The organism is Klebsiella sp. WP4-W18-ESBL-05 (assembly GCF_014169075.1).
GTDB lineage: Bacteria > Pseudomonadota > Gammaproteobacteria > Enterobacterales > Enterobacteriaceae > Kluyvera > Kluyvera ascorbata_B.
On sequence record NZ_AP022057.1, the window covers coordinates 726519 to 739754 of the forward strand.

General features: G+C 46.2%; 12 protein-coding genes and 1 pseudogene. 12 read left to right on the top strand and 1 reads right to left on the bottom strand.

Annotation, left to right across the window (positions count from 1 at the left end; all coding sequences use genetic code 11):
- Positions 1 to 131: 131 nt before the first annotated feature.
- Positions 132 to 1448 carry a tyrosine-type recombinase/integrase gene (locus H7R58_RS03545; protein ID WP_182934595.1) on the top strand — a complete coding sequence of 439 codons (1317 nt, stop codon included), beginning with the start codon at positions 132 to 134 and terminating at the stop codon, positions 1446 to 1448.
- Between the two features lie 4 nt (positions 1449 to 1452).
- Entirely contained in the window at positions 1453 to 2067 is a 615-nt protein-coding gene (locus H7R58_RS03550; protein WP_182934596.1) for a Fic/DOC family protein, read from the top strand.
- On the opposite strand, the gene H7R58_RS03555 is transcribed toward H7R58_RS03550, so the two are convergent.
- Positions 2064 to 2222 carry a hypothetical protein gene (locus H7R58_RS03555; protein WP_182934597.1) on the bottom strand — a complete coding sequence of 53 codons (159 nt, stop codon included), beginning with the start codon at positions 2220 to 2222 and terminating at the stop codon, positions 2064 to 2066. The two genes, H7R58_RS03550 and H7R58_RS03555, sit on opposite strands and share 4 nt — an antisense overlap.
- A 318-nt stretch (positions 2223 to 2540) precedes the next feature.
- Between H7R58_RS03555 and H7R58_RS03560 the strand changes: the two genes are divergently transcribed.
- The 10 genes and pseudogenes from H7R58_RS03560 to H7R58_RS03605 all read left to right on the top strand — a co-directional run bounded on the left by H7R58_RS03560 (position 2541) and on the right by H7R58_RS03605 (position 13227).
- Positions 2541 to 3554 carry a hypothetical protein gene (locus H7R58_RS03560; RefSeq protein ID WP_182934598.1) on the top strand — a complete coding sequence of 338 codons (1014 nt, stop codon included), beginning with the start codon at positions 2541 to 2543 and terminating at the stop codon, positions 3552 to 3554.
- A gap of 108 nt (positions 3555 to 3662) precedes the next feature.
- A complete protein-coding gene (locus tag H7R58_RS03565) occupies positions 3663 to 3899 on the top strand; it encodes a helix-turn-helix transcriptional regulator (RefSeq protein ID WP_182934599.1) in 237 nt (78 codons plus the stop codon).
- A gap of 63 nt (positions 3900 to 3962) precedes the next feature.
- A complete protein-coding gene (locus H7R58_RS03570) occupies positions 3963 to 5480 on the top strand; it encodes a YfjI family protein (RefSeq protein ID WP_182934600.1) in 1518 nt (505 codons plus the stop codon).
- A gap of 246 nt (positions 5481 to 5726) precedes the next feature.
- Positions 5727 to 6407, top strand: coding sequence for an inovirus Gp2 family protein (locus H7R58_RS03575; protein ID WP_182934601.1), 681 nt, complete (start codon positions 5727 to 5729; stop codon positions 6405 to 6407).
- Between the two features lie 229 nt (positions 6408 to 6636).
- Positions 6637 to 7081, top strand: a pseudogene (locus H7R58_RS03580) (ATP-binding protein); the annotation flags it as partial.
- Between the two features lie 363 nt (positions 7082 to 7444).
- Entirely contained in the window at positions 7445 to 8437 is a 993-nt protein-coding gene (locus H7R58_RS03585; protein WP_182934602.1) for a helix-turn-helix transcriptional regulator, read from the top strand.
- Positions 8403 to 9641 (top strand): YaaW family protein, encoded by a 1239-nt coding sequence (locus tag H7R58_RS03590; protein ID WP_227674951.1) that lies wholly within the window; start codon positions 8403 to 8405, stop codon positions 9639 to 9641. The genes H7R58_RS03585 and H7R58_RS03590 overlap by 35 nt, the downstream gene beginning before the upstream one ends.
- Before the next feature lie 9 nt (positions 9642 to 9650).
- Positions 9651 to 11237, top strand: coding sequence for a hypothetical protein (locus H7R58_RS03595; RefSeq protein WP_182934603.1), 1587 nt, complete (start codon positions 9651 to 9653; stop codon positions 11235 to 11237).
- Positions 11238 to 11356: 119 nt separating this feature from the next.
- On the top strand, positions 11357 to 12385 hold the full coding sequence (locus H7R58_RS03600; RefSeq protein WP_182934604.1) for a radical SAM family protein: 1029 nt from the start codon (positions 11357 to 11359) through the stop codon (positions 12383 to 12385).
- Positions 12382 to 13227 (top strand): histidinol-phosphatase, encoded by an 846-nt coding sequence (locus H7R58_RS03605; RefSeq protein WP_182934605.1) that lies wholly within the window; start codon positions 12382 to 12384, stop codon positions 13225 to 13227. Before H7R58_RS03600 ends, H7R58_RS03605 begins: the two co-directional genes overlap by 4 nt.
- Positions 13228 to 13236: the final 9 nt, after the last annotated feature.

Here is a 13236-nt window from a genome sequence, read left to right on the forward strand (position 1 = left end):
ATCAGTTATGATGTTGTTTTTGTTTCTGATTGGTTGTCTCGTCTCCCCATTGTACTATCGTTACCTGACCCATTACCTGACCCAAAATGGGCATCGGGTCAGGTAACGCTTATCCTTAGAAAGGTAACCTCATGGCCGCTAATCTTACCGAGACTGCTATACGTGGATTGAAGACAAAAAGCACGTCGTACTACGTGTGGAGCAACAGTGCTCAGCGTGGTACCGGCAGGCTTGGCGTTAAGGTTCAGCCTTCAGGCAGCAAGGTTTTTTATTTCCGTTACTACGTTGAGAAAGGGAAGAAAGAAAAATTCATTCAGTTAGGCATCTGGCCTGAGATGAAACTGGTGACGGCCAACGAGCTGGCGAAAAAGTACGGAGCTTGGCTTGTTGAAGGAAAAGAACCCCAGCAAGAACTTGAGCAACAACGCTTGGCCGAGCAGCACATCATGCAGCTTCATCGTTCACAGGGATCGTTTAAAGAACTAGTGTATGGTTACGTTAATAAGATGAAGCTCGACAATAAGCGGACCTGGGCCGATGTACTGAAGCGTCTTGAAAAAGAGTGCTATTCAGTCATTCCTCGCGAGACCAAAGCGAAAGATGTCACGCCCTTACAGATCAAAACGATCTTGTCAGGCATTATCCAGCGTGATGCGGTGGTCCATGCAAACCGAGTTCGTTCCTATCTGATGGCGGCATTCAACTATGGGCTTAAAGCCGATAACGATCCGATGAATACCAGCGTGGGCATTACGTTCGGGCTTGAAGTTAATCCGGTATCGGCTATACCGAAGCAGTCCTCGGCGGAGAAAGTGGGTGATACATGGTTAACGCTTGAAGAGCTACGTTTTGTCATGGAACAGTTCGCTGGGGCAACCAACGTTGGGCCGTTGATGCAGCATCTTATTCGCTTCTGTGTTTATGCTGGCGGGCAGCGCCCGTTTGAAATGATTGCCAGCCAGTGGAGTGCGATTGACTGGCAGCAAAAGACGTTACTGGTCATAGCTGATGTATCGAAAAACAAGCGCGAGCATCTGATCCCGCTGACTGAATCGGCATTACAGGAATTAGCCTCAGTGAAAGAGCTGACTAAGGAAAGTAACAGTCCGTATATTTTCCCGCTATCAACCAACGGTGAGCGCCCGGTACGTACCGATAGCCTGGCCCGTTCCATCATGTATTTCCGTGCTTTTAATCCTGAGTTTAAAGTTTTCACGGCGCGAGATTTACGCCGGACCTGTAAAACGCTGATGGGGGAGGCGGGGATCAGTAAAGAGATCCGTGACCGCATTCAGAATCACGCTTTAAATGACGTCAGCTCGAAACACTATGACCGCTATGATTATCTGACTGAAAAGCGCAGGGCGCTTGAGATCTGGGAAGATCGGGTTAATAACTATCAACGGCAGCAGGAAAACAACGTTGTTAACTTGTTTGGGCGGAGGTAAGAGCTTGTCAAAATATGAGCTTAATTCAGCGGAAGAGCGTTATCAGCCAGGCTCTAACGACCTGGTGCTTGCCAATAAATTGGGGATAGTTGATGAGCAGGAAATGGAGGCGCTGGAGTCTGGCTTGCTGTTGATGCTTTATGAGCAGTTATTTATCGAAGGCCAGCCGCCTGCTGAGCTGGCTTTTGAACATATCAGCGGCTGGCATCGTCAATGGCTGGGGAATGTGTACGACTGGGCAGGGAGGCTACGTAACGCTAACCTGACTAAGGATGGTTTTCAGTTTGCGGCTGCCGACAGGATTCCGCTGCTGCTTGATGGCTTCGAGAAGCAGTTTCTTTCTCTGTCTGGTGAACTCAAATCCCTGGCTCGTCTGGAGCTGGTAAGTTATCTGGCTGTATGCCATGTGGAGTTTATTTTGATCCACCCCTTCAGAGAAGGTAACGGGCGTCTGTCGAGGCTACTTTGCGATGTGCTGTCGGTTCTGGCAGGGAAGGGCTTACTTGATTACAGCCTGTGGGATGAGCACAAGGCGTTTTACTTCAAGGCAATACAGGCGGGTGTTTCAGGGAACTACAGCCCCATGATACAACTGGTGAACGATATCTTGCCAGACTAGCGAGCGAGTCCAACGGCTTTCGCTTGTGCCCGATTTTTTTTGAGTTGCTGCTCAATTTTTTGCACTGAAGCACCGGTTTCGATCGCGGTTGAGCTGGCAACGGCGCGATAAATCTGTGCTTTTGTAACTTGCGGTAATGTTGATTGGCTACTCATCTGAGGACTCCTTATGCTATCTGGCTATAATAGTGGTACAGGCTAAGTCTAGCAAGGTTGCTGAATGTGTTATAAGGCTTTCAACTACAGCATATTCGATTAGAAAAAAATTAACAATTTCTTAATATTTATTGAGCCTGCTCGGATTACTTTTTCAGTATATCTCATTATCAATTTGTAGTTTGTTAAAAGTGATATGTAAAAAAGTCCCATGTAAGTTAGGTTTTTTAGTATTGTACTAATTAGTTATCAATTACAATGATAGCAATGCATTAAAAAATACAAATGAATTAAAGTGTTATGTGATGGGAGTTGATAATGAAGTTCTTCTATTCTTTATCCGAAGTTGTTGATAAGTTTGGTCTAGATATTGAGTTTATTATTAGCGAGTGGATAAAAGGAAAGTTTTATATTTTTATTAATTTTGATGGTGAACCATGTACGTTAAGGCATTGTCGCGAAAATAAGGATGATTTTGAATATGATGTCCGTAATGGAATGGATTTATTTCAGCACGAAAGTAACCCGCTTCATGAATATTTATCGTTTACACCTGAACAGAACTTAGAAAAACACTTTCAATGGAAATTTAAACATGAGTGGTCTATTCGCTTCTTTAAAGGATATAACGAGTACAGATATGATGGAATGGCGTATGGTTATTGGCATATAAAACCGACAAAGACTACGCATTTTAGCCGTGCACAGTATGTATTGTCTGATAAAGAAAAATATAATGATTTGAAAAACAAAGCTGGAGTTGTTTTTGTTTCTCCTTTTCATAATGCTGATTATGACTATTTGGTTTTCCGTAAATCTTTAACATCGGAAATAAAAAATCTTTATATTGAAAGAGAAGCGATTGAGTCATTTTATAATGATTTTATATCTGAATCTACTATTAAAAATGTTGATGGTAGTATTAATTTTTCTGAGGAATATGAAGATGTAATAGTATCTTACTACCCACCGAATAGTAGGTTTGCATTATACATTCTAATCAATGAGATTTTTTCTCGAAATGGAAAGGTCCCTCCAGGTAAAGTTGCTTGGTTTTTTCAAAAAAAAGGTATTCCGATAAACCCATCAACGGTGAAATTGTGGATGGATAATCCACCAGTCGAACGTAATGTACAGTTTCGAGAAAAAACAAGAGACAGTGAGATGATCTATATCCTACTGCGTGAGCATTTTAAAGATAAAAAATTTTTGAGAAATCCTTCTGCTGTAACTGAAGTGCTAACAGAAATAGCACAGTCAAATACTTACAATTTTGATGTTAACTTTACTTACGAAGATGTATGTAAATGGTTGAAATTAAATAAAAAATAATCATCACCACCACTTGCTAAGCACTTGCTAAGCCTTAGCAAGTGGTGTGCCGCTTTTTTTAAGCTCATCCATAGTTCATTCTTCTTCTGCCAAAACGAAGGAGTCAAAATGGATACAATATTTATCAAACCCACATCTCAACAGCGGCTACAGGTCTTGAAAGATTACGGTGAGCCTTGTGACCGACTCGTTAGAGAGAAAGAACGTCAATATATTACTTCTGTATCACGTTCAACTGCTTGGAAGCTTGAACGCTCAGGCCTGTTCCCCCAACGTAAAATGCTTGGGGCTAAGTCGTGTGGTTGGTTGCTTAGTGATCTACTCTACTGGATAAATGAAAAGTAGTGGCTATACACATCCTAATTCATCATTATTTTTTTTGCCAAAAATAGAGGGTAGATACCATGCATGTTTAAAAGAACTAAGAGTAAGCAGAATAGAGAACTTTGCTTGGAGTTTCTGACGCTCCCCACTTTTGCACAACGATTGATACGCTATATACATTATAAAACAGGCGCCGCAGCTGAGCTCATTTTAATAGTGTTGCTTGGTGTAATGGCGTATGCCTGTCAGGATAAATTTGATGTTCAGCTTAAAAATGGGAAAACCTTTACATCGCTTTACCTCCTATTTTTAGCAAGATCAGGTAGCAGGAAATCAACCGTCTTCAGGTTGTTGATGGAGGAAATCTATCGTCTGGAAAAAGAACTGAAAGATGATTTCCTGTTAAAGGAGAAAGTTTATGAGCAGAAATTCGCATCCTGGGAAGTAGAATTAAAAGAGTATAAAAAACAATACAGTAAAGCTATTCGTCAGAAGAACGGTGTAACTGAAACGCTTGAAGCGCTGGAGGAATGCCATGCAAGAAAACCGGTTGCCCCGATAAGAAAGTTTCTTACTAAAAACGATTCAACAAGTGAGGGACTTAGAAAGGTATTAGCGCAGGGCTCTCCGTCGTTGATGCTCGGGTCTGATGAGGCCGGAGGGTTATTCGACGGTAATCTTTTCCGTAATACACCAGTACTCAACTCTCTTTGGGGAGAAGGGAAAATAGCAGACAGCAGGGCTTCACGCGACAGCTACGATGTTGATGATGCACGGCTAAGCATGTTGCTAATGATGCAACCTGGTTTGTTTGATTACTATCTTGGAAAACAGGGCAAAATTGCAAAAGACTCAGGATGGTTAGCTCGTTTATTACCAATTGACATGGAACAAATACCTGAACTATGCAACATCCCTGATGATGCCTGTTCATGGTCTGATGAGCCAGAGCTTGAAGAATTTTTCTCTATTCTCACTAAGCATCTGCAAGATGGAATGAGACGTAGAGGGAAAAATGAAGAAAGAATCTGTATTACTTTATCTGAAGAGGCGAAAACGTTATGGGATACACAAAGTCAACGAATTCGGGAACTAATGAAACTAGGAGAGGAGCTGCACCATTACGATGATTTTGGTGCCCGATTTATGGAGCATGCTTCAAGAATTGCAGCAGTAATGCAAATGTTTATTACACCTGATTTACCAATAATTACTAAGGAGACATTAGCGTCAGCCTTTAAAATAACTGAGTGGTGCCTTAATCATTTAATTGTAAAAATAGACTCTACCAGAAAGCCTAGTGATTCTGAAATATTGCTATTTTGGCTCGAGGAACATGTTATCAGTAATCAATCTTTCGATTTCAGGAGGCATAGTATTCGTAGAGATGGTCCAAATTGTCTTAGGAATATCGAGCGCCTGATATCTGTTTTAAATAAGCTTGAAAGTGAGGGGAAGGTTCAGTTATTCAAGGAGGGTGGCGTTGATTACGTGAAATTTATAGGTTCAGAAATGAAGCCTGAAAATCTCGCAAATGCATTAAATATACCGACACTTTCATCTGGATCAGTTGTTTTTAATAAATTACCACGATCTGAATAACTTCAGAGTAATTATTTTTTTTCTGGTTAATATTTTTTGTTCTTAAGGCTAGTAACACTGAGGCTTCGGTTTAAATTATTGAGGAGAGTAACCTATGGGTTTTAACTGGTATATGTAATATACCTTCGTCAGTGATTTACTCTTATACCCGTACATCCCCCTACAGGGATTATATCCAACATCACATGGGTAGCGTGAGGGCTACCCATTACCTAATGATTAATATTTACAGAATGAAGGATTATTATGGAATCACTATATTCACTTACCAATGAAGAAACCGATAGCTTGGTAGAAATAGCCTCCAGAAAGTATAGATCGCCTATTGACCTCGATATTCTCAATCCACTACTCAACATGGCCTACAGCACACTGGAGCAGCATAACCGAATACTAGCTATTCGTACTGACACAAGGTTCGCTCAATCCTATGTACCGGGAGAGCCTGATCTACCAATATGCTTCCAGCGCGATGATGCGCAGGCAATCACTCGCTTCTTCGAGTCACTGAAAAGCCAGTTACGGGCAGATCATAACCGGTCCAGGAGACCGGGTAACCCAACATTTCCATCTTATGGGTGGTGTAGAGAGCGCGATAGCAGCGTACACCCTCATTATCACCTTGCGTTATTGTTCAACGCAGACGTCTATGGGTACTTGGGCAATTACCATGACTCCGATGCTGACAATATGGCTACCCGGATACAGAAAGCCTGGTGCAGTGCTCTAGGGCTTGCTCACGAAGATTACTCAACATTAGCTGAATTCCCACCGAATGCTGTTTACAGGTTTAGCCGATTTGATGCACTGGATCGTAATCCAGTCTACTGGAATTTTCTGGTTCGACTGGCGTACTTCGCCAAAACCAGAACTAAGGATGTCCACAGCGGTTACCGGAACTTTGGTACAAGCCAATACTCGGGCTAATTATTCGTAAGGCATAGTGCTCAACCCAATAACCGTTGCGCCGGTAAAGGTGTGATCTTACCCGCATAAAAAGCACTCTCCCTAGTGAAGAAATTTTAAATCGTAAATCCAAACCCTGCTACAACCCGCTACATGTAGCAGCTGTAGCAGCCTTCCAGAAAACAAGACATGCATTTTCAGCTTAAGCGATACGGCTTACAACAACCGGCTTGAACGTTCAAATATCACCTATCAGCGTAAACAGGCAATGTACATGCGGATGGCAGCCTTCCCGGCGGTGAAGACGTTCGAGGAGTACTACTTCACCTTCACCACCGGTGCCCCTCAAAAGCAAATCCAGTCGTTACGATCCCTGAGCTTCATCGAGTGTAACGAAAACATCATGTTGCTGGGGCAATCAGGCGTGGGGAAAACGCATCTGGCGATAGCCATGGGTTACGAAGCAGTGTGGGCGGATATCAAGGTTCGTTTCACAACAGCAGCAGACCTACAACTACAGCTGTCGACTTGACAGCGCCAGGGCCCCTACAAAATTACACTCAATCACAGTGTCATGGCCCCAAAGCTGCTTATCATCGATGAAATAGGCTATTTGCCGTTCAACCAAGAGGAAGTCAAGATGTTCTTCTAGGTAGAAGAGCGCGATGATCCTGACCTCCAACCTGCCGTTCGGGTAGTGGGAACAGACGTTCGTAAGTGATGCATCCCTGCTCATTTCAAAAAGTAATCCTCTGGCTGAGAATTACCCTGAATAGCTTAAAGCAGAACAGGTTATAATATTTTCCCTCATAGGCTATCGCCCAAAGTTACTGGAAAGGATAAGTAAGGGATGCAATTCATCACTAATGGCCAATAACCGTGCTGTGTCTTTCCACTGATTTTTTTTATTATTGCGACATAGTCTGTCGCATGCATCTAGCATACTCAGGTCGTTATCTGGTGGAGAATAAACCGGTTAAGTATTGACGGCTATTGCCGATAAATCTGATATATATATAAGTGTGTTACACATTCAGCGTGCTGCTACAGGAACCGTAATGGCAAAGCGAACAAATAGCGTCGATACCACATTTTTTTCTCTTGAGCTGTTGCGTCGTATTCCGCGCAGTCAGCGCATTACCGCCCAAGAGTTGCATCAGCAACTTACAGATGCGGGAATTGAGCGCAATGTGCGTACCATTCAGCGCCAGCTTGAACGCCTTAGCCAGCACTTCGATCTAGAGTGTGATGATCGCTGCCGCCCCTATGGCTGGCGATGGCGGGCAGGTTCGCGAGGCCTGAGCATGGCGCAGCTATCGCCAGCAGAATCGCTGCTGATGCAAATGGCGCAGGCGCATTTAAAGCATCTGCTACCTGCGCATCTGATGGCTTCATTCTCGCCGTTTTTTAGTCAAGCAGGACACACTCTTAACCACAGCGAACAGGCGCATCGAGAGCGGGAATGGTCACAGAAGGTGCGGGTGGTCGCTGCCAGCCAGTCGCTCCTACCACCAGTGATTCAGGAAGGCGTGTTTGACGCGGTCAGTGAAGCGCTTTATCACAACCGTTGGCTGAATATTGATTACAGCAATGCTCACGGTACTCGCCGTCAGGCGGAGGTGATGCCCCTCGGGCTAGCGCAACAGGGCTCGCGGCTTTATCTGGTTTGCCGCTTTAAAGGCTACGATAACGAACGCAGTCTGGCCCTGAACCGCATTGCCTCGGCGGTCTGCAGTACCTTTCACTTTACACGCCCCGCAGATTTTAACCTCAAACGTTACGACGATGATGGGCGCTTCGGATTTGGCGAGGGGAGAAGTATCCGCATTCATTTCACCCTCGAAACTGCGCGGGCGCAATTGTTGCTGGAGTCACCACTATCAGCGGATCAACAGGTCAGCGAGCTTGAAGACGGGCGGCTGCATTTTAGCGCCACGGTCATCGACAGCCCGATGCTTGATGGCTTTCTTGCCACCTTTGGCAACACCATTAGCAACATTAAACGCGAAACAAACAATGTCAGTACAGAACAGGAAAACAATGATGAGTGATGGTGATCGTCAACTGCTGCCAGTATTACGCGATGCATCGGATAGCGAATTGGCCCCGCTGGTGGAATACATTACGAAGGCGTTCAGCAACGGTATTGAGAGTAAAGCACGTTATAAAACCCATTACCCCGCGCACAGTCAGTATACCGATCTGATTGCCCATGAGCTGTGCGAGTTTGGTGGCAATACTGTCGTCAATCTGTTTCGCGGTGGCGGCCCGGAGTGGAAAACCGTGGTGATTGATGTGGCGGACAAGTTTGACGCGACCTACGAGAAGGATTGGAGCGTTGATCGTATCGAACTAGCTGTGCTGGCGGCAATTACTCGCAAGGCTTGGTCGGATATGGACCAAGCTCAACGCAAAAATCTGCTTGAAAAAATGGATCTTACTCAGAGTAGTACGATGCTTTTCCCAGAAGCAAAATTAATGACGCAGTTGCAGTCTAGCCGCTTCTCAAGCTTGCTCTTGGCATCGTTAATTGCCAACGTCTTTGCCAGCCAACTGCTCGGACGGACGGTGGTGATGTCCGCAGCCTCGTTTGTGGCTGCGCGAGGGGCAGCTTCTTTCTTGGGGCCGATTGGCTGGGTGATTACTGGGCTATGGACCGCCCTAGACCTGGCGGGACCAGCGTTTCGCGTTACGATTCCTGCAGTGGTTCAGGTAGCACTACTTCGCCAACGGATTCACGCTACGGCGCAAGCCGATAAAGTTTGGTGGGAGTATCATCGCTGGCAGGATGAGAAAGATGCTGACAGCTGGGTGGCGAACATGTTTCGTATGGTAGGACTTTCTACTGCAGCCAGTGTAAGGCGTGAGCGCAATATGGCGTTTGAGCAGGGAGTAGTGGCCGGGCAACAGCAGACGACGGAAGAGTATGCAGATAAGGTCCTCAAACAAATGGATGAAGTTCAGCGTTTTGAAAAACGTTGTGAGGCAATGCTGGCTGTTGCCTTTGCTTGTGCTAAAGAGGAAGGTATCGCGCCGTCTGACGTGCGTAGCGATATCGAAACCTGCTGCTTGGGGATGATGAGCTGGCATCTTTCCTCGATATTACAAGCCACAATTAATCGTCTTATTGCCAATCCGCCTGATATCCACACTGCGCTTGAACAGGCGTTCGAGTTAGGTATTCAGGAAACTGAGGCTGCTGAGCTAATGGCGGTGCTTCGTGAGGCATTTAGCCAGCGTGCAGATGTGTTTTAAGGGGAGATTATGGACAGAAAAACACTTTTATTGCGTCTGAACCAGCAGCGTCAACGACAGACAAGAGAGCTCATACCATCACCAACAAAAGAGGTCGTTACAGTATCCGATGTCAGTGTTTGGCAGGCACATCAGCAAGTTCGGCAGTATCAACAGAAGTGGCGCACGGAACAAACAACATTGATGCTGGCTGAGTGCCGACAGCGTCTTCTGCATAGCATTATTGGTCCGTTTGGGCTGGGGAGTATTGTCTCTGCATGGGACAAGGTGGGGGGGAATGTCGATACCATTCATAATGTTCGCTCCGGGGTGTATGCCACGGAAGAGGAGCAAGTGCGTTATGAAAGCCGCGGTAAGTACAACAGTGATCCATACCATAAGCACGACAACTACAAGAAGACCAACGCCGAAAACAGTAAAAAACAGGATGCAGGCGAAGCAGTGGATGCCTATACCGGACAGGCACTGAGCAGGAATACCGATGCGGAGCAGGATCACCTTATTTCTGCCGCCTCAATCCATAACGACCCTGCGGTTTGGCTGGCGGAAGCAAATGGAGCTGATCTGGCGAACCACAAAACCAATCTGCATCAGACGCACCACTCGATCAATGAATCGAAGTTGCAAAAGAGTGCAGAGGAGTACATCGCCTGGTTGAACAAAAACCGCGCCGATCGCGATTCCAAAATTGCCCGGTTGGAAGAGAAAGCCAAAAATGAGCCCCTGAGCAAAAAAGATCAGAACGCACTGGAGAAGTACAAACAGCAGAACGCCGTCGATCAGGAAAAATTGCGCGAGCTGGATGAAGTGGCGCGCAAGCAGTATGAAAGCAGTCTTCGTTGGGGCTACTACGGTAGTGCGAAATTCGGTGCATATTTACTGAAAACCAGCGCTGTAGAAGCGGGGAAAATGGGCCTACAGCAGGCGATTGGCTTGGTGTTGACGGATTTTGTCGACGGCCTGTTGTTGGAAGTTCACGACAGCTGGCATAACGGGTTTTGTGATGGAGTGGATCAGGAGCATGTCTGGGAGGCATTAAAAATCCGTGCTGGGCGGGTGGCCAAGAGTTGTCTCGATAACTGGCGCAACGTGCTAACGGCGTTTCGTGACGGGGCCATTAGCGGAATCATTAGTAACTTGATGACAACGCTGATCAACACCTTCTTCACAACTGCTCGCAACCTGGTGCGAATGATCCGCGAAGGGGTTTTTTCGCTGTTCCGCGCAGCCAAAACTGTATTGATGCGACCAGAGGGTACAAGTCGTTCCGAAGCACTAGATGCAGGGCTAAAGATTGCTGTCAGCGGCGCATTCGTCATTGGTGGCGTACTGCTTGAAGAGTACCTCAGCAAAACTCTCGGTGCGCTGTTTACTGTTCTGCCCGGTGGGCTGATCACTACTCTAGTGGCTGTGCTGACGGGGTGCGTCACCGGCCTTGGTACCGTATTAACGGTCTATATGCTTGATCGATTAGATCTGTTTGGTGCGCAGCACCAGCAGGAAGACAATGCAGTACTAACGATGTTACAGGACGGCAGGGCGCAGGCCGATGCGCGTTTACAGGCTTTGTTGGGATCGGACCCGGAACCTGTCTAAATGCATCAAAGGCACCGAGGAGATATACGCAGAGAATTGGTGTTTGAAACATACACTGCAAAAGAGTTTGATTTGTACCAAATTGAATTTTTTTTCAAAAATATGGCGGAATATTATATATGGATTTAAATGGTCATTTGCTTTATGTGGATATCACCCAGATCTGCGGCATCGGCTGTGCGTTCTGCATGTATGCGGATAAGCACGTAACGGGTAAGAGTATGGTGCTGTCAACGCAGGCACGTGACAACCTGTCGGCGCTCATTAATGATCCATCTGTAAAGCGTATTTCCGTGAGTGGCGAAGGTGAACCGCTCAATAACATTCATACCTTTTATGACTTACTGGCGTTGTCCCGAGGGGGCAACAGCTTTGAGTTTATTACCAGCGGTTTTTTTCGCCATGAGAAGATGGAAAAGATCTTTGATGAGATCAATCGTCTTATCTCCGCCAATGGTGATACCTGTAATATTCGCCTGAGTTCAGATAGCCACCATATTGAAAAAGTAAAATGGCGTGCACATGGATTTAGCCTAGATTATGTTCAGCGCAAAAAACCGTCATCGCTCAGTTTTTCATTTCGCTCAATTGATATCGATCGGGCCTTCACTCGCGAATATCTGGTGAGTGAACTGGCCTCATGGGGAATTAACGCCAGCATAAAGCCAGTCAGCGTACTGGAAGACAAATTATTAATAGGTGCGGACACGTTTAACATCGACTACAAAAATCTGGTTCATCCGGCAAGAGATACGCCGGAGGGTTATCTGGACTTACAGGGATATATTGCCGCGATTGAGTCCAAAGTGGATAAACCTTTTACCTTTGGCAGCCTGAACCGTGCACCCCAGCCCAATGGCATGGACGTGACAATTAAACCCAACGGCGATGTGTTTCTGTACGGTATTGAGACCGAGCGTGTTGCAAATATCCATTCTGATGCGATCGACTGGCATCATCTGGCGAGCCATGTGCGGGAGAATCCCTTGTCGCGCGCGTTATATACCCAGCCGTTAACTGAACTGCTGGCGCGGCTGGAAGACACCCCGCAGCTTCGCGCGATCATCGCGACCGCCAATAATCCTTACTGGCTGGTCAAAGAGATGGGGAAGCATTCCGGGTTGCTTGAACAATGGAAGGCAGCATGATTGATTCGCACTGCCACTCGTTCTACTCGAAACATGCTGTAGGTACCATCGACGAACTTGTTTGTGCCTCGATTGCTGCGGGGGTGACGGTACTCACCATCACTGATCATGCTCCGTTCCCGGTGGATGCGCAGAACCGTTTGCTGGAATCGGAACTGGAGAGCTATTTCACCGATATTGATAAGGCGCAGCAGGACTATAAAGGAGAGATCACGCTGCTACGCGGTCTGGAACTCGATTATATGCCGGGTACTGAGCGTTATAACCGGCAATTACTTGCCCGCTATCCAATGGATTTTGTCATCGGTTCAATTCACTACGTCACTGTTGCCGAAGAGCCGATGGTGAAGGTCTGGGAACTGCCCCGGTTAGCGGCAGACTCCTTTCTGGACAAGTACTTTGCTCAGCTTGAAGCGTTGCTGGAAAGCCGGTTGTTTGATGCGGTTGGGCACGCTGACACGCTACTGCGCGCAATCCCAGAGGATGTGTTTTTGCGTCGCTTTGAACCGTTGATTGCGCCGCTCGTACGCAGCGGTATTGCATATGAACTGAATGCTTCGGGCCTGCGAAAATCCAGCCTTGATCCTACGACGGGTAAAGAAATTGCAGGAAGATGGTCCTATCCTTCCCGCGCTTTGCTGGAGAAATTACTGAGGAACAATGTTCCATTGACCATCGGATCCGATGCGCATGATCCTCGTGATGCCGGAACGGGGATCGCCGAGTTGATGGAGGCACTTAGGCCATTAGGGCTTCAATCCATCAGCTATTATCAGCAGCGTCAACGTATTGATGTTCTGTTGGATGACCTTCAATTTCACACTGTGCCAGTGTCTCTCTAAGGATCTTCA